This is a genomic window from Peribacillus simplex (assembly GCF_001578185.1).
Taxonomy (GTDB): Bacteria; Bacillota; Bacilli; order Bacillales; family DSM-1321; genus Peribacillus; species Peribacillus simplex_A.
This window is the reverse complement of record NZ_CP011008.1, coordinates 833839-852151: the sequence shown is the minus strand read 5'-3', so window position 1 is coordinate 852151 and position 18313 is coordinate 833839. Positions and strand designations below refer to the sequence as shown.

Here is an 18313-nt window from a genome sequence, read left to right as displayed (position 1 = left end):
CATGTTATCAACCATGTTGTCAACATGTTTTTTTATTTTTTTGTTTTAATGAAGCTGCGAAAGCTGATGTCCCGCAGCGACATGTATTAATATAACACCTATATTATTATTGGTCAACAATAAAAACACATTTTTTTAAAAGTTTTTTGACACTCGATAAAACCGATGATAAACCTCGTGTCCTTTGGTCTCCGATTTGATGACATCGATTACCTTCTTCTCTATCAAATATTCCAGTAAAACACCTAGATCGACTGAATAAAACTTAACTTCCGGATGCTCCATAAGCTCCGCAATCGTCCACGGATCTTCTTTCGTCCCCATTATTTCAACCAAATGCTGTGAACCAGCATTCGTCCTCGAATAAATAAGAAATTCACTCGCAAGGAATAGAAGCTCCAATCTTTTTTCGAGAGTTTCCTCACTGCTGATCAATTCCTTATACAACTTGTAGATTTCAGGCTCCATATGCTTCACTTGGTTCCATACCGTAACCTCTGGATAAAAGCCTTGTTCTATTATTTCCAAACGGGCCAAATGATGCAGGGAATGAACGATATGGTTATATGCCTCAAGATAATGGCCTTTTTCAAAGAAGCTTTTCCCATCCATGTACCTGCGAATCAACTTCGCGAACTCCATCCCCATCTTTAACTTTCTTCCATAGAAGGGGAACTCCCGAATTTCGGTTTTCAAACGGTCCAAATATTCATTCCGGTCAAAAAGGACTTTCCCGTTATAAATCCAGTCAACCACTTTGCGGTTCGTCCCTAATAGGAGCCATTCTTTTAACTGGTCTTCCTTAACGATATGCAAGGCCGCTTTTTTATCCTGGTAAGTGTAATGTTTTAAAAACACGGCCTCTTGGGCATCGTCTGCAATCACAAAAAGGATGTAGTCAAATGTATCGGTATTCGGGCTATTATCATCTCTTTTTTCAATTAACAAGATTCCAAGTGTAGATTTTAAACTTGCTCGCTCTTGATAAATCGGGCGAAGGATATCTTCCATCATAAATTCCTCCAAAACCTTTTTTTTATAACTTTCGACAAAACTCTTCATATTCCTGCTTAAGTCCATTACCCTAAACCATTTCAATTCAAAAGTAATATGTATCCTTTATTTCTTTTTTGTTCCATCCTTAGTTTATGTTATAGTTAAAGTTATATTTTAGGAGGGACAATCCATGGCTAAACATTCTAGCAAAATCAATAAAATACGTACATTTGCCTTGAGTTTGATTTTCATCGGCTTTATCGTAATGTATATTGGACTTTTCTTCAAAACACATCCTGTTATCATGACACTTTTCATGGGACTTGGCCTTTTATTCATAATCGCAAGCACCGGGGTTTATTTTTGGATTGGAATGCTTTCTACAAAAACGATCCAGGTTGTCTGTCCTAACTGCGGCAAACCCACAAAAATATTAGGGCGTGTAGATATTTGCATGCATTGTGAAGAACCCTTGACCCTTGACAAAAAGTTGGAAGGCGAAGAATTCAACGAAAAATATAATCGCAAAAGCCTGCATGACTAGAAGAATTCCAGCTAGCTGAACTTCTTATCATAAAGACCTTTTGATTTCTTCATAACCATGAAAAAAAGTTCCAACCAAGTGGAGGAACTTTTTTTTTAATGCGTTTCTTTTTCTGCACAATCCGTGCAGTCGCCGTAGATTTCCATCCGATGGTGACTAACATTGAAACCAGTGACTTGTGCTGCGAAATGCTCGACTTCATCCAATGCAGGGTAATCGAAATCCACAATTTTCCCGCAGGTTTGGCAGATTACATGATAATGATTCGTCGTCACGAAATCAAACCTTGCAGAAGAATCACCATACGTAAGTTCTTTTACCAAACCTACCTCACGAAAAACACGCAGGTTGTTATAAACTGTCGCCACGCTCATATTCGGAAACTTGCCTTCCAGCGCTTTATATATATCATCAGCTGTAGGGTGGGACATGGAGCTAATCAAATACTCTAGTATCGCATGGCGTTGAGGAGTTATTCTTACACCGGTATCTTTTAGGGAATCCAACGCTTCTTTTAACTGAACTTCAGACACCGTCATCCACCCCTTTTTCTTATTAAGTATGAATTCTTAAATTATAATATTTATAAATAGTCTACCTTTTATACGTTGAATTTGTCAATAATTCAATGGCTTTACCCTCTCTTTTTAGTTTATTCACAAAGCTTTGAATCTTTCACATTTTCGTATTGAGTTTAGTATCCCCTCGATAAGTCGATTACGTTGATGAAATCTTTTCCAGACTTCAGGTATTCACGCATATTTTTCTCGAATATCGCAAAGGTCCTTGGTAAATATTCTCCGCTTTTACTTGAAAGATGCGGCGTGACCGTAACATTCTCCATCCTCCAAAAAGGATGCCCTTTTTCTAAAGGTTCCGGATCAAATACATCCAAGATGGCATGAGCTAATTCGCCGGCTTCCAGGGCTTCTATCAACACTTCCTCGTCAATAAGATCGCCGCGGCCAATATTCACGAATACTGCAGATTCTTTCATTGCTTTAAAGTGTTCTTTTTGTAGAAGATCCTTCGTTTCATCCGTACTAGGCAAGACAGATACGATGTAATCAGCTCCAGGTATGGCTTCCAGTAAATTATCCAGGGTATAAAGGCGATCAATGGACTCCACCGGCTTCCCGCTCCGGTTCACCCCCAGTGTCGTCATCCTAAAGGCTTTCCCGAGACGAGCCACTTCTCCTCCAATTGCACCGGCACCAAGGACGAGCATCGTTTTGCCATTCAATTCCCCTACTTCGATCTTTCTATCCCACATTTCTTCCCTTTCATTCTTCATAAGCAGTTTCAATTTCTTTTCATATTGCAAAAGCATCCCTATCGTATACTCGGCCATTGGAATTTTATGAATGCCTTTTGCGTTCGTAACCAAAATGCCGCGTTCCTCAATGGCTTTAAAAGGCATTAATTCCATTCCTGCACTCATGACCATTATCCATTTCAAGTTCGCCGCTTTCCCAATGATTTTTTCAGTTAAGTCCTCACCGTATGTAATTAAGATTTCCGCTTCACTAAGTCGCTCATCCATCCATCCTTCTTGATAAATGAAGTTCAATTCAGGAAAAGCATCCTTCATCTTCGTTTGGATTCCTTCATTAGGAATGATCGTTGAAAGTATTAACATGTTTGTCTCTCCCTTATAATTAACATAAAAAAACACGGGCTCTGTATGTCCCGCGCAACTTTCTCTGAGGAGGTATTCCCTTAATAAAGCATATTCAGGTGTCCCCTTTTTGAGTTGGACAAAAGCCTTACCCTTATTAAAAAAGGCTTTATTTTAATGAATTTGGGTTTAATGCATATAATTCCGGCAATATGAAAACGCCATCCCTTCTGATCGGCACATCGTCAAAGTAGATGTCACCACCGCCATATTCGGGACGCTGGATCAAGACCATATCCCAATGTATGGATGAACGGTTTCCATTATCAGCTTCTTCATAGGCAAGTCCAAGAGCCAAGTGCAGACTCCCGCTTATTTTCTCATCAAACAATATATCGTCCATAGGTTCCAATATGTATGGATTGATTCCAATTGCGAACTCCCCGATAAAACGGGACCCCTCATCAATATCCAGAATTCGGTTCATTTTAGAAGATTGATTGGAAATGGCTTTACTGATTTTCCCCTTTTTCAAGTTTAATTCTATGTCACTAAAAGTGATCCCTTCATAGGTTGTGGATGTGTTGAAGGATATCCTTCCATTGACGCTCTCTTTTATAGGTGCAGTAAATACTTCCCCGTCCGGTAAATTCTTTTTTCCGGCACATATGATAGCCGGCATACCTTTAATGGAAAAGGTCAAATCTGTCCCTGGTGAAAGGATCCTGACTTTGTCAGTCCGTTCCATCAATAATTTTAACGGTTTTAATGCCGCCTCCATTTTCCCATAATCCATTGTGCATACGTTCAAAAGGAAGTCTTGATACCTGTCGAAAGTCATGCCGGCTTTTTGCGCTGATGTGTTGGTGGGATAATTAAGCAAGACCCAACGTCGGTTGTTCACATAGAAAAGAGTTGGAGAATTCATAGCCTCCCCTTGAAGACGGTGCCTTTCGAGGAGAGCATCAGTCATTTCCACATCGTTTTCTTCACCGGTGATGATGATGACCGCATCGATATCCGTATATTTCTTCAGAGCCCATTGCGATGATGTGTCAAGTTGTTCCTTCACATTCCCTTGTAATAGGTGCCGGCTTATCTCATCGTCTTCAAGTTCTACATATGGATAAGCACCCACTCTGTATGTTTCATCAATCAGCTCTTTCAATAATGGTTTCGTGTTGATATGGCCCCGAATAAGGATTCTCTCTTTTGGCTTTAATTGTATCGAATGATGAATCAGCCTGGCAGCAAGCTTCGTTATTCGCTCATCCTTCATTTGCCTGTCCCTTATTTTTTGAGGTCGCGAAGAGTTTCAAGAGCTTCTTCGACGTGGCCTTTTACTTTTACCTTACGCCATTCTTTGACTATCTTACCTGCCTTATCAATCAGGAATGTTGAACGTTCAATGCCCATATACTCCTTGCCGAAGTTCTTTTTCAATTGCCACACATCAAATGATTCAGCAGCTTCATGATTTTCGTCAGCTAGCAGCAGAAAAGGCAATCCATGTTTTTCGATGAATTTTTCATGTCGTGCCGCTGGGTCTGGGCTGATACCAATGATGACAGCGTCCAATTCCTCAAATTGCTCATTGTGGTCCCGGAAATCACAGGCCTCCGTCGTGCATCCTGGCGTCATGTCTTTTGGATAAAAATATAAAACAATGTATTTCCCCTTAAAATCCGATAGGGAAACCATTTCACCATTGTTTGCTGGGAGTTGAAAATCAGGTGCTTTTTCTCCAATTTTAACAGTCATATTGAACCCTCCATTTCTTTCATTATGGTAAGAGTACCCAATAATCGAAAGAAATACAACTTTCATTTATTCCTTCTTTCCTGATCTAAATCAATCACCGTCCGAATTACAAACGCGGCCGGGAGCGTATAGCCGATGAATGCCTGGATTGTCGCAATCATCCTGCCTACGCCAATCGGGGCTATATCCCCATACCCTACAGAAAACATCGTCATCGCACTAAAATAAAAGGAAGTCTTCAACTGTTCATAGAAAGTGCCATCCAATCGATTGCCCATATCAAGAATCACCGAATGATTCTGAAGCTCGTATAATAAATAAATCAGTGCAAATCCAACTAATATCGTCGCATATAAATTGCCAAGCCACAGCATATCCTCCAGAGAAAACTTCTTTCCTCCCGACTCAACAAGAAATAACGTACGAATGCTCATCACCATGCAAAAAATGATTCCTGCAATCAAGATGTAGAAAGTCATCCCCCACGCCCCATTTCAAAACGCCACTCCCTCTATACATACTCCCTGTCCAAACAATATATTCTTTCTTAGGGACAGACTTTATCCTTATCACTAACACATCTAAACGCATTTGTCAGGAATTCGGGACCTTATCCCGAATCTTTTTCATGTTGACCCTTTTAGTCGGATATGTTAAGGTTGTCTAAATATTTATAATAATTTTTATTTTATAAATATTCACTGCCTGCAATCAGTTTATCCAGCAGGTTTTGTGAAATTTCATATGTGGAAATAGGTTCCTAATTTTCATTAGGATTAAAAGGGAAGCCCGGTGTAATTCCGGCACGGTCCCGCCACTGTAATGGGAATGTTAGCGGCCATCCAATATGCCACTGATCAACGGATCGGGAAGGCCCGCCGCTAATGATATTCCCTAAGTCAGGAGACCTGCCTATTTCGACAACACTGTTTTAACCTACGGGAGATAGGGAGGTGTTAGGGACCTTATAATTGTAAGGGGCATTCTGCATGCCTCTTTATTTTAAGCATTTCTAACTTTCTCTTTTGACGGTTAGGGATGCTTTTTTATTGTTCAATCAAATGAATGTAGGAGGATGGGAATTTTGAAAAGCAGCAGTTTGGGTTACCCGCGAATCGGGGAAGATCGTGAATGGAAACGTACATTAGAAGCTTACTGGTCCGGTAAAATCGATGAAGCAGAATTTACGGCACAACTAAAAGCCATCCGTTTAGACAACTTACAAAAACAGAAGAAACGAGGCATTGATATCATTCCTGCCAACGACTTCACTTTATATGATCAAATGCTGGATATGTCCGTCATGTTCGGTCTTGTTCCTGAACGTTATTCAGCCTATGAAGGCGGATACGTTCCCCTTTCCGTTTATTATTCAATGGCCCGCGGAAACAATGATGAAGTCGCTTCCGAAATGACGAAATGGTTCAATACGAACTATCACTATATTGTCCCTGAATTAAACCTGTCACAGCTGACTTTAACAGAAAATAAACCACTTGCAGCATATCGGGAGGCCAAGGAAAAGCTAGGGATTGAAACGAAACCCGTGTTGATCGGACCTTATACTTTCATCTCCCTTTCCAAAGGCTTCAATAAAAAAGATATCCCTGGCATCATCCTGAGCCTGCTTCCCCTTTACACGCAAATCCTGCAAGAGTTGGAGCAAGAAGGCGTGAAGTGGGTTCAAATGGACGAACCTTCTCTTGTTTCATCCATTTCCAAAGATGATATGCAAACTGTTACTTACCTCTATGAAAAACTGAATGAAGCAGCACCAAACCTGAACATCATGCTACAAACATACTTTGATGCCGTGGAGCATTACCAAGAAGTCATCGAATTACAAGTCCAAGGAATCGGTCTTGACTTTGTACATGATAAAGGGAGGAATCTAAGTAATCTTGAAGCATTCGGTTTCCCGAAGGACAAAGTGCTTGCTGCAGGTGTGATTGACGGAAAAAACATTTGGCTATCTGATTTATCAAAAAAAATCCAATTGATCGAGACTCTTAAGAAAAAAGTAGCCGAAGACCAAATCTGGCTTCAGCCCTCTTGTTCCCTGCTTCATGTCCCAGTGACCGTTCGTAATGAAACCGCCCTTTCAAAAGAAGTGAAAGAGGCCCTCGCTTTCGCTGATGAGAAACTTGAGGAAATCATACTCTTGGTCAAAGGGAATAATCAAGGCTTTGAAGCAATCGCCGAAAAAGTCGATGCTAATAAATTTACGGTTCAAACGTTAGCAAGTTCAAATGCACGAAATCATGGGAATGTACAATCCAATGTCGAAAAGGTTAAAACCAGGAACGTCGGCCGTCAGCTTCCATTTAAAGAACGTTACCAAAAACAACAGGAATTTTTCAAATTGCCTTTTCTTCCTTCAACTACGATCGGCAGCTTTCCACAGACATTTGAAGTTAAACAAGCACGTGGGAAATTCAAAAGAGGAGAATGGACCGCTTCGCAATACGAAACATTCGTTAACGAAGAAATCAGCAGGTGGATTTATATCCAAGAAGAAATCGGCTTGGATGTTCTTGTACACGGGGAATTCGAACGGACGGATATGGTTGAATACTTCGGCCATAAGTTAGGCGGATTTGTCTTTCTAGAAAAGGGCTGGGTACAATCCTATGGGTCTCGCTGCGTGAAACCACCAGTCATCTACGGTGACATCGATTTCATCGAACCGATGACAGTCAGGGAAAGTGTATACGCACAATCACTGACGAACAAGACGGTAAAGGGAATGTTAACAGGTCCTGTCACGATTTTGAACTGGTCATTTGTCCGTGATGATATTTCCAGGGAGAATGTTTGCTACCAACTGGCACTTGCTTTGGAAAAAGAAGTCATTGCATTGGAATCGGCTGGAATCAAAATGATCCAAGTTGATGAGCCTGCACTTAGGGAAGGTCTGCCATTGAAAAAAACCGATCGCGATGAGTATTTGAACTGGGCTGTTAATTCGTTCTTGATATCCACATCAAGCGTGGAGGATACAACCCAAATTCACACGCATATGTGCTATTGCGACTTCAACAGTTTCATGGATGTCATCTCCTCTCTTGATGCCGATGTAATTTCCATCGAAACATCCCGTAGCCATGGAGAGCTTGCTTCCGCATTCGAGGAAAGGACATACGAAAAAGGTATTGGCCTTGGTGTGTATGATATTCACAGCCCGCGTGTGCCGGCAGTGGACGAAATGGTCGATATGATTGAACGGGGCATCAAGGTACTGGATAAAGACCAGTTTTGGATCAATCCCGACTGCGGCCTGAAAACAAGGGGTATCCCGGAAACCGTCGCTTCCCTGAAAAACATGGTCGAAGCAGCAAAAATCGTCCGTGAAAACCTTTTAGCTAAACCAAAAGCTTATGATTGAAAAGAACGTTGCCCATCCAACACAGCAGTCACGGACATTTTTAACCGACCTTGTTTTTCCACCGGATACAAATCATCACAATACCATCTTTGGCGGAAAGGTAATGGCCTATGTTGATAAAATAGCCTGCATTTCAGCTATGCGCCATTGTCGAAAACCCGTTGTGACCGCTTCAAGCGACTCTTTTGATTTTTTGGCCCCCATCAAGACAGGGGATGCTATAAACCTTGAAGCTTATGTCACCTGTGCTCATCGCACATCAATGGAGGTATTCGTGAAAGTGGAGCGCGAGAACCTATTAACAGGTGAAAAACAGCTTACGGCACGCGCTTTTTTAACGATGCTGGCCATTGATGAAGACGGTAAGCCGACAAACGTACCTCTGGTCATTCCGGAAACGGAAGAGGAAAAGCAGCAATATGTTCAAGCACAAGCAAGATATATTGAAAGAAAGAATAAACGCAAATAAACATAAAACCCCTTCAACATGAATGTTGTTGAAGGGGCTCTTTTAGTTTCCTGCCCCGCGGTACCTCTTCACTCCCTGATTCCATATGAAAACGGATATCACGAAAAAGGCAACCCCAATTACAGGTGTGGCAAATGCATATGCATACCACTCTTCTTTTCTAAGGAAATAAGATGCAGGATAAACACCAACAAACGCGAATGGCAATACCCATGTAAGGACAAAACGAATGACCTTATTATAAATATCAACAGGATAGCGCCCGTAGTTCCCGATATTGTACATCATTGGCATGATGGATGTTTTCGCATCCGACCAGAACCCAATGCTTGCTATCGCAACGAATATGGCTGCATAAGCAAGGGCCCCGCCTATTGCAAAAATGATGAAAAGAATCGGGTCATACCACGCAAGCTGCAGATCCAATGAAATCCCCGAATAAAATATAATGATCAAACCGGTCACAACACCAAATAACGCTTCTAGCTCGATTCTTTCTAAAATGACTTGAAACAGGCTATGTATCGGTCTTGTTAATATCCGGTCCATTTCACCTTTGACGATATAGCGGTCATTAAAATCCCAGATGTTGAAAAAGGCAGAAAAAAGGGCGAATGGGATAAGGAAGAATCCATAAATGAATATGATTTCTTCACGGCTCCAGCCGCTTAAAAACTGGGTATGTCCAAAAACGACTAATATAAATACCAGGTTCACGACCTGATTCAGCAGATCGGATAGGATTTCCATGAAGAAATCTGCTCTATATTGCAATCTTGTTTTCATATATTGACTCACATATTGAAAAAACATCGATACATAAAACATCCCGTCAACCTCCTTGAATAATCAGCTGTTTTTTTGCGACTATCCATAAAAGCTGAATCGGTATTATGAGAATGATGCACCAAATTAACTGCTGTAAAAGCGCCATGCCAATTTCGCCTGAACTGTACCCGTTCGTAAAAATCATGCTTGGTACATAGCTGATCCCTTGAAATGGCAAATATTTCATCACTCCCTGCGCCCATATCGGATAAAAACTGATGGGCAGCAGCAGACCGGAAAACAAATCAATGATAACCCTTTTAGCCCGGATCAATCCGGCATTATTATATAAGAAAAAGGTAGTAATTCCTGTCAATAAGTTAATTTGTGTATTGATGATGAAACTGAACAGCAAGGAAATGCCGAATATCCCCCACGTAGCCGGTTCGTGCGGCAATTCGATAGGAAAAATGAAAGCTACCAGCAGCATTCCGGGAATTGAGAAGAAGAAGAATCGGAATATCCCTTCCCCAAGCCCTTGCATCGTTTTCATGCCTAAATAGTTATAAGGCCGGATCATTTCAATGGCGACCTTGCCGTCCTTGATCTCAGTGGCGATTTCGCGGTCAATATTATTGAAATAAAAGGCGCGCGCCATCCATGCAACCGCGACATATGTTGTCATCTGTATACTTGAAAGTCCTTCGATGGAGCTTTTTTCTCCATATATTGCATTCCATAAGAAATAATAAGCACCGATATTAATGCTATAAATTAAAATGCCGGTATAATAATCCGTTCGATACGCAAGCATCATCAAAAAACGCATGCGGATCATTGCAAGATACTTCCCCATTGCCCTCCCCCTTCTTGATAGACACGTTGTTTCTTAATGATAAGAGAGTCAGACAGTGCCTTCTTCGTAAATATTGCGAACAATCTCTTCAATGGACGTTTCATGGATTTTGATGTCCTTTATTTTAAAATGAGATACGACAGCTGAAACAAGCTGTGAAATATGATCACTTTCTTCTTTCAACAGAGCAATGTATGTTTGATTTTTCTCATCATAAACCCAGTTTGCGGTAAATGGGAGCGCTAATGATTGCAATTCCTTCAATGCAATCGGCTCGATGAATTGAAAATGGATCTGTTTTTCCTCAGCCCAGTTATCCTTCAAACTCTGCAATTCCCCATCATAAATGATCTGTCCTTCATCAAGCATGATTACGCGTTCACATAATGCCTCAATGTCTCCTAAATCATGGGTAGTCAAAAGGATTGTCGTATTATATTTCTCATTGATTTCTTTCAGGAACTCGCGAATCTTCATCTTCACGAGTACGTCAAGGCCTATTGTCGGCTCATCCAGGAACAGCAAAGGCGGATTGTGGATCAATGCCGCCGCAAGCTCACAGCGCATTCGCTGACCAAGTGAGAGTTTACGCACTGGTTTGTCGAGCAAGGGACCGATATCGAGCGTCTTGATGACATGTTCCATATGATCGTTATATTGTTCATCCGTTACTTTATAAACCTTTTTTAGCAGCCTAAAGGATTCTTGAACCGCAATATCCCACCAAAGCTGTGAGCGCTGACCAAATACAACTCCTATTGTTTGTGTGAACTTTTCCCTTTCCTTATGAGGATTCATGCCATTGACTGTGATTTCACCTGCTGTCGGTTCCAAAATACCTGTCAGCATTTTGATCGTGGTCGATTTTCCTGCACCATTTTCCCCGATATAAGCTACCATCTCACCCTTTTTTACAGTAAAATTGATATCATTGACGGCAGGGACGATTTTATAATTTCTTGTAAGTAAATCCCGGAAGGCTCCCTTTAACCCCGAACGGCTTGATGCCGACTTAAATTCCTTCCGAAGCTGTTTCACTTGAATTGCATCACTCATCCTGTTACATCCTCCGTAATCTCTTGTCCTAATGAATTAGTTTATCCAACCTTGCCTTTTTAGACAATAAAAATGCCTGGATGTCATGTATCATTTTCAGGGCGAGTCCGGCCGTTGTACGAGATACATATATAAAGGAGACAAGTAGACTATGAATATTAAAAAATTATTACTATCCCAAATCGAAAAGGTCGTTATCGACCTTCGATATGATTTTCTTTATGAAGATGAATACGGTGAATTATTATGCCAGGTCATCCAAAGGGATTCCAGCGGATCGATCGAAAGCACCCCCATAAGTTTCCACATTCATATTAATGAAGAAAAAGGAACCGGCCATCTTATCTATTACCAAGCCCAAGGCGAAATGAACCGCCAATCCTTCAACATCGAAAACCCTGCCACTATCTTGGACATTCTGACTTTCATAACCGGAGTTTTGGGGCCCGGCCCTATTTCCCAAACAAAATGAATGCCCACGAATCCTGCTGTTTCTAAGGCTGCAGCATTTCATCAGTGGACGGATCACATTTCCTAGCCTTCCATCCCAGATTTACGGGCGGAAAAATGCTATGATTAAGGCAGGTTTATATTTTTAGGAGGTTTTAAGATTGGATTTTAGTAATTCGAAGCTTCTACATAAAGAGGCACTGGAACATATCGTTGGTGGGGTTAACAGCCCATCCCGTTCTTACAAAGCTGTAGGCGGCGGTTCACCAGTTGCCATGGATCATGCCAAAGGGGCTTATTTCTGGGATGTTGATGGCAATAAATATATCGATTATTTAGCTGCATATGGCCCGATCATCACTGGACATGCACATCCACATATTACGGAGGCAATCGTTAAAGCAGCAGAAACGGGCGTTTTATACGGTACACCGACAAAACATGAAGTCAAATTCGCCAAAATGTTGAAAGAGGCAATACCATCCATGGATAAAGTTCGCTTCACCAATTCAGGCACTGAGTCTGTCATGTCCACCATCCGTGTGGCCCGTGCTTACACTGGACGTGATAAGATCATCAAGTTTGCAGGCTGTTACCATGGACACTCCGACCTTGTTCTCGTCGCTGCAGGTTCCGGCCCGTCCACGCTAGGAACACCGGACTCTGCGGGCGTTCCAAAAAGCATCGCACAAGAAGTCATCACGGTACCTTTCAATGATATCGAGCCATTTAAGGAAGCACTGAATAAATGGGGACATGAAATTGCAGGCGTGCTGGTTGAACCGATCGTCGGCAACTTTGGAATCGTGGAACCGAGCCCTGGCTTTTTGGAAGAAGTCATTTCATTGTCACACGATGCAGGAGCACTGGTCATTTTCGACGAGGTCATAACAGCGTTCCGCTTCATGTACGGAGGGGCACAGGACTTCTTGGGAATTCAACCCGATTTGACCGCGCTTGGAAAAATAATCGGCGGCGGACTTCCGATTGGTGCCTATGGCGGTAAAAAAGAGATCATGGAAACTGTAGCCCCCCTAGGACCAGCCTATCAAGCAGGTACGATGGCAGGAAATCCGGCATCCATGCTTTCCGGGATAGCTTGTTTGGAAGTACTTAAAGAAGAGGGTCTGTACGACGAGCTTGACCGGTTGGGAAAAATTCTTGAAGAAGGTATCCTGATAGCAGCTCGCCAATATAATGTCCCTATCACCATCAATCGCCTTAAAGGGGCATTGACGATCTATTTCACGACAGAAACAATTGAAAACTATGAGCAGGCGGAAAATACTGATGGCGAAATGTTCGCTAAGTTTTTCAAACTCATGCTCAACCAGGGCATCAATTTGGCACCTTCAAAATACGAAGCCTGGTTCTTGACAATAGCTCACACGGATGATGATATCGCTTATACTCTAAAAGCGGTTGAACATGCATTCAAAAACCTAATATAATTAATCAAAACAGCATAATTATACATTTTTTATACACCCCCAGGATGCACATCAATCTTGGGGGTTTCTTATTCCCGGGTAATAATTCTTTAAAGTTAGCCTTTTTAGCCATTCCCCACAAAAACGCCATCAATCACAGCATCCAACCCATTGTATAAAAAATTGATTTCTGAATATTTAAATGATATGATATGGATACATTTATATACATTTATACATTTTCTTTCAATCTATCAGAACTTGGACAATTGTTCGGGTTTACTAATATCCCCCCATAAAACAAATGCTACAGGAGGTGAAAGGCCGAAAATAAGGGTAACCTTATTCAAGCCACACATATGACCCAAAAATGGACACCTGCTACATTCAAAGAATTTTACAGGGAAGAACATGATGCTTGCGGAATCGTTTCCTGTATCGAAAAAAAGAAGATCCCTACTAACGAAAACATCTTTGCCTGTATCGACGCCCTGGTTAAAATGAACCATCGCTGCGGCTTCATCAATGGTGAGGGCGATGGCGCCGGCATCCATATCGATATTCCCCGGGCTCTTTGGAAAAAGAAGCTTGAAGCTGTAAATATCGATTCAAGCATCGTCGATAAAGATTCCTTCATAGTCGGTCACTTATTTTTAAGCAAAAAAACGGATGCGAACGACTTAAAAATCGAAGTCAAGGAGAAACTGCTTCAGCATGGTCTCTCCTTGATATTCGAAACGGATAAAGCTTACCGTTCTGAGGCATTGGGACCGATTGCCATTCAAGAAGACCCAGTGTTCTGGCAATTTGCCTGTTCCTCCGCCATCGAAAACAACCAGGAGCTTTCAAATGTTCTTTTTGAGCTGACTTCCGACATCGAAAAAAGTGATTTTATCCATGTTGCATCGCTAAGCCAGCATCATGCGGTCTACAAAGTGATGGGTGCGGGGGATACGCTTCCTTCCTATTATCTTGATCTTGCGGACCCTTTAGCTGCCTCCACCATGACACTGGGGCATAATCGTTTTTCAACCAATACACTATCAAGCTTCTTCCGGGTTCAGCCTTTCAGTGTACTTGGCCATAATGGCGAAATCAATACGATTGCCAAATTGCGTGATGAAGCGAAAATGATCGGTGTTCCAATCGCTAAAGACGGAAGCGACTCACAGGATTTAAACAAGACGATCGAAACTTTCATCTGCCGTCATGGCTACTCTTTATTTGAAGCTGTCGACCTTATGTTTCCCCCAATCATTAATGAAATCAAGGAATACCCCGATCACTTACAAGACTTATATACGTATTTACGGGAGGCATGGGGTCATTTTGCACAAGGTCCAGCCGGAATCATCTCCCGTTTCGGCGATGAAGCCGTGTTCTCTGTCGATTCTTTAGGCCTGCGCCCATTATGGAATATTGAAACGGAATCATCCTATATGTTCACTTCCGAACCAGGAATCATCCCTTCCAGTGAATATACCGGAAATCCGAAACCGATGGGCCCTGGGGAAAAAGTGGGTTTGAAATGGAACGGCGACAGTATTGAACTGTACACATACAAGGATTACCAGGATAAAGTATTTGAACTCTTCAATAATCGTTTCGTTCTTTCCAATGACCGGGTCCGCCTGCAGCCGCAAGTCTTTGAAAAGGTTGTCTCCATGACAAACGCGCAAGCCATTCATAATGGACAGTATAAAGCCTTTGGATGGGAAAGGGAGCATGTTCAATTAGTGGAACAGATGGCCGAAAAAGGGGCCGAACCCATTCGTTCACTTGGTCACGATGCGCCACTGGCAGCACTTAATCCCCAACGGACCAACATTGCGGATTTCATTAAGGAAAGCGTGGCCGTTGTAACAAACCCAGCAATCGACCGGGACCGGGAAACCGAGCACTTCTCAACACGAACCATCATCGGAAAACGACCTTCCCTATTCGAAGCAAATAAGGCCGGAAAGGTTACAGAGCTGCTGACTCCCTTATTGATTGAAGGATTAATGGGTTATGAGTGCTCATCTATCGTATCGCAGCCAAGCTATGACCAGTTCATTAAGTATTACCAAGATCAAAAACTCGTGCATTTCATTTCAAGCACGTTCAAAGAGGATGAAAGCATCACGGATGCTTTGACGAGGATTACTGATGAAAGTGTCAATGCAGTGGATGAAGGAAAGACGCTTATCGTATTGGATGATGCACTTGCACATCAAAACGGCAACTTTTGGCTTGATCCACACCTTGTCACTTCTTCCGTCGATCAAGCATTGGTCCGAACTGGCAAGCGGAGGAATTGTTCCATCCTGTTACGTTCCGCATCGTTAAGGTCACTGCATGATATCATCGTTTCTTATGGTCTTGGGGCCAACTTAATCAGCCCTTATTATATGTTCCTTTCCTTATCTTCAGATGACCTTAAGGGGGTTACCAATCTTTATAACTCCTTGACGAAAGGTCTTGAAAAAGTTATCTCAACCATCGGCATTCATGAACTGCGAGGCTACGGAAGACTTTTCTCAAGCATCGGTTTACATGAGGAAATCGCGAAATATTTAAATGTGGCTAACTTCTTCGGCTCCAATGATCTGGACTACAATTTTGATAAAATCAAGGCCGACGCCATCCAGCGTGCGGAAGATTACGGAAATGAAAAAGAACGGATGGGAAAAACCTTCCACTTATTCCCAAGGATTTGGAAGTCAATCGGGGAAGTTGCTTCTACTGGGGACTATGACGCTTATCGCGAAAAGATCACCGAACAGGAAGAGTCCAATCCTACGACGATCCGCCATTTGACATCATTAAAACCTTCAGATGCTTCCATACCTTCTGAAGAAGTCAGCCTTTCTGTCGGAGAACAGGAATTGCCGTTCGTCATTGCCTCCATGTCCTTTGGATCACAAAATGAGGTTGCTTTCCGGGCATATGCAGAAGCTGCCGAGCGATTAGGCATGATCAGCATGAATGGCGAGGGCGGGGAAATCAAGGATATGCTGGGCAAGTACCCGAAATCCCGCGGACAGCAAATCGCTTCCGGCCGTTTCGGTGTCAATGCAGAACTCTTGAACTCTTCAAATCTATTGGAAATTAAAATTGGGCAAGGGGCAAAACCTGGTGAAGGCGGTCACCTTCCCGGGTCCAAGGTCACAGCGAAAATCGCGGAAGCCCGGAATGCAACAATCGGTTCCGACTTGATCTCCCCTTCCAATAACCATGATATATACTCAATTGAAGATTTGGCCCAAATGATCCATGAGTTAAAAACGGCAAACGACAAAGCAAAAGTTGCCGTCAAAGTACCGGTCGTTCCAAACATTGGTACGATTGCGGTCGGCGTCGCCAAAGCAGGGGCCGATATCATTACGCTTTCTGGTTTTGATGGCGGAACAGGCGCCGCCAGGATTCATGCACTCGCACATGTCGGTCTACCCGTTGAGATTGGTGTAAAAGCTGCCCATAACGCACTGCTTGAGTCAGGCATTCGTCAGACCGTTGAAATTTGGGCTGATGGCGGGTTAAAAAGCTCGATGGATGTATTGAAATTAATGCTGCTTGGGGCAAACCGCGTAGGGTTTGGGACCCTTTCGATGATCGCCGTCGGCTGTACAACGTGCCGCGGATGTCACCTTGATACCTGCCATGTGGGCATCGCCACTCAAATCGAATCGGAAGCACAAGCTAAAGAACATGGGCTGCGGCGTTTTGTTCCACGAAAATTTGATTTAGCCGTTCAAGGTTTAACGAATATGTTCAGTGCATTTGCCAAAGAACTCCAATCGTTGACTGGATCCCTTGGGGTGAAGAACCTGCAGGATATCGTCGGACGTTCTGATTTGCTTCAGCAAGTTAAGGGTCAACAATCACTGGATTTAACCTATTTATTAAAAAAATTGGATATAACACCATTCTCACATAAAGAAACCGAGGCATATTTGAATGAAGGCTCCATGCAGGTTGCCGTTGGCGCTGAATATCTGGATTCTCATGTAGATGATCTGCAGCAATCTCGCAACTATAGCTCGATCACTTCCGAACAGCGCGTACTCGGCAGCAGGGTGTCCTGTCACCGCGTCAGGGGAAGACTTGACGGATCATACAAAAAACTTCCTCCCGTTCACCTATCCTACCAGGATGGTTCCATCCCAGGTAATGGACTTGGGGCATACAATACGGAGGGGATTTCAATCAGCGTGAATGGCGGCGCCCAGGATGGAATTGGCAAAACATCAATTGGCGGTAATATTGCCATCTTTAAATCTCCCGGAAAAGATGGGAAGTTCTACAATGGCTCTGTCGGTAAGGGCTTTGGATACGGTGCACAGCACGGTCTCCTCATTGCCCAAGGTGATGCCGATGCCAGGGCGGGAATCCGGCTATCCGGAGCTGATATGATCATTGGAGGATTATTGAAACAACCACTTCCTGAAAAGGAAACCGGTAATATTGCGGTGACTTCCAATATTAAGGGATTCGCTTTTGAATATATGACAAATGGAAGAGGTTTGGTTCTAGGTGACCCAGGTCCATGGATTTGCGCAGGAATGACTGGCGGTGTCGTTTATTTACGGCAACAGCCTGAATCTGGATTAACCAAGGAGATCATTAAGAAGCGGGTTGCAAAAGGGGCAAAGATTTCGATTGAGCCCCTATCTGCTAAAGGCCTGCAGGACGTGGCCGAACTTCTCGGCAAATACACGGACCTCTTGAAAGATCATGGCCAAACGGAAGAAGCAGCCTCCTTAGAGGCCCTGCTTCAAAACCCTGGAGAGCACTTCCTTCAAGTCGTACCAGTTAAAGAACAAGCAGATCCCGCTGTATCCACGGAGTGATGCCGATATATTTAAATTGATATTCGTTTATAAAAAAAGCTGATGCTCTTCAATTCGAGAGCATCAGCTTTTTCAGTCATATACCATGGGATAATCTTTAAACGAAGAAAAATACAGTTGAAAACAATCAAGAAATTGCCTATATTTT

Annotated in this window: 15 protein-coding genes and 1 riboswitch; of the genes, 6 read left to right on the top strand and 9 right to left on the bottom strand. The window is 42.7% G+C overall.

Features of this window, described 5'->3' with window-relative positions; translation table 11 throughout:
* Window positions 1–135: 135 nt before the first annotated feature.
* Window positions 136–1011 carry a nucleotidyltransferase-like protein gene (locus tag UP17_RS03915; RefSeq protein WP_061461755.1) on the bottom strand — a complete coding sequence of 292 codons (876 nt, stop codon included), beginning with the start codon at window positions 1009–1011 and terminating at the stop codon, window positions 136–138.
* Between the two features lie 175 nt (window positions 1012–1186).
* Between UP17_RS03915 and UP17_RS03910 the strand changes: the two genes are divergently transcribed.
* Window positions 1187–1540 carry a YgzB family protein gene (locus tag UP17_RS03910; protein WP_061461754.1) on the top strand — a complete coding sequence of 118 codons (354 nt, stop codon included), beginning with the start codon at window positions 1187–1189 and terminating at the stop codon, window positions 1538–1540.
* A gap of 95 nt (window positions 1541–1635) precedes the next feature.
* Here the strand turns inward: UP17_RS03910 and perR are convergent, their stop codons facing one another.
* From perR to UP17_RS03885, 5 genes are all read right to left on the bottom strand, one after another.
* Window positions 1636–2079 carry a peroxide-responsive transcriptional repressor PerR gene (gene perR / locus UP17_RS03905; RefSeq protein ID WP_061461753.1) on the bottom strand — a complete coding sequence of 148 codons (444 nt, stop codon included), beginning with the start codon at window positions 2077–2079 and terminating at the stop codon, window positions 1636–1638.
* 155 nt (window positions 2080–2234) lie between these two features.
* Entirely contained in the window at window positions 2235–3179 is a 945-nt protein-coding gene (locus tag UP17_RS03900) for a D-2-hydroxyacid dehydrogenase (protein WP_061461752.1), read from the bottom strand.
* A 148-nt stretch (window positions 3180–3327) separates the two neighbouring features.
* Window positions 3328–4437 (bottom strand): aminopeptidase, encoded by a 1110-nt coding sequence (locus UP17_RS03895; RefSeq protein ID WP_061461751.1) that lies wholly within the window; start codon window positions 4435–4437, stop codon window positions 3328–3330.
* A gap of 11 nt (window positions 4438–4448) precedes the next feature.
* A complete protein-coding gene (bcp, locus tag UP17_RS03890; protein ID WP_061465963.1) occupies window positions 4449–4919 on the bottom strand; it encodes a thioredoxin-dependent thiol peroxidase in 471 nt (156 codons plus the stop codon).
* Window positions 4920–4981: 62 nt separating this feature from the next.
* Complete coding sequence (locus UP17_RS03885; RefSeq protein ID WP_061461750.1) at window positions 4982–5398, bottom strand: potassium channel family protein; 417 nt, start codon at window positions 5396–5398, stop codon at window positions 4982–4984.
* Between the two features lie 258 nt (window positions 5399–5656).
* Window positions 5657–5849: riboswitch (cobalamin riboswitch) on the top strand.
* Window positions 5850–5994: 145 nt separating this feature from the next.
* Here UP17_RS03885 and metE point away from each other — a divergent pair.
* Window positions 5995–8304 (top strand): 5-methyltetrahydropteroyltriglutamate--homocysteine S-methyltransferase, encoded by a 2310-nt coding sequence (metE, locus tag UP17_RS03880; RefSeq protein ID WP_208857041.1) that lies wholly within the window; start codon window positions 5995–5997, stop codon window positions 8302–8304.
* Window positions 8297–8773, top strand: a complete 477-nt coding sequence (locus UP17_RS03875) for an acyl-CoA thioesterase (RefSeq protein WP_061461749.1) — start codon at window positions 8297–8299, stop codon at window positions 8771–8773. Before metE ends, UP17_RS03875 begins: the two co-directional genes overlap by 8 nt.
* 42 nt (window positions 8774–8815) lie before the next feature.
* On the opposite strand, the gene UP17_RS03870 is transcribed toward UP17_RS03875, so the two are convergent.
* The 3 genes from UP17_RS03870 to UP17_RS03860 are packed head-to-tail and all read right to left on the bottom strand — an operon-like array spanning window position 8816 to window position 11453.
* A complete protein-coding gene (locus tag UP17_RS03870; protein ID WP_048678294.1) occupies window positions 8816–9601 on the bottom strand; it encodes an ABC transporter permease in 786 nt (261 codons plus the stop codon).
* Between the two features lie 4 nt (window positions 9602–9605).
* Complete coding sequence (locus UP17_RS03865; RefSeq protein ID WP_061461748.1) at window positions 9606–10397, bottom strand: ABC transporter permease; 792 nt, start codon at window positions 10395–10397, stop codon at window positions 9606–9608.
* 48 nt (window positions 10398–10445) lie between these two features.
* Window positions 10446–11453 (bottom strand): ABC transporter ATP-binding protein, encoded by a 1008-nt coding sequence (locus UP17_RS03860; protein WP_061461747.1) that lies wholly within the window; start codon window positions 11451–11453, stop codon window positions 10446–10448.
* Window positions 11454–11604: 151 nt separating this feature from the next.
* Between UP17_RS03860 and UP17_RS03855 the strand changes: the two genes are divergently transcribed.
* From UP17_RS03855 to UP17_RS03845, 3 genes are all read left to right on the top strand, one after another.
* A complete protein-coding gene (locus tag UP17_RS03855) occupies window positions 11605–11925 on the top strand; it encodes a hypothetical protein (RefSeq protein ID WP_061461746.1) in 321 nt (106 codons plus the stop codon).
* A gap of 139 nt (window positions 11926–12064) precedes the next feature.
* Window positions 12065–13354 carry a glutamate-1-semialdehyde 2,1-aminomutase gene (locus UP17_RS03850; RefSeq protein WP_061461745.1) on the top strand — a complete coding sequence of 430 codons (1290 nt, stop codon included), beginning with the start codon at window positions 12065–12067 and terminating at the stop codon, window positions 13352–13354.
* A gap of 338 nt (window positions 13355–13692) precedes the next feature.
* Window positions 13693–18165 (top strand): glutamate synthase-related protein, encoded by a 4473-nt coding sequence (locus UP17_RS03845; protein ID WP_061461744.1) that lies wholly within the window; start codon window positions 13693–13695, stop codon window positions 18163–18165.
* The last annotated feature ends 148 nt before the right edge of the window (window positions 18166–18313 follow it).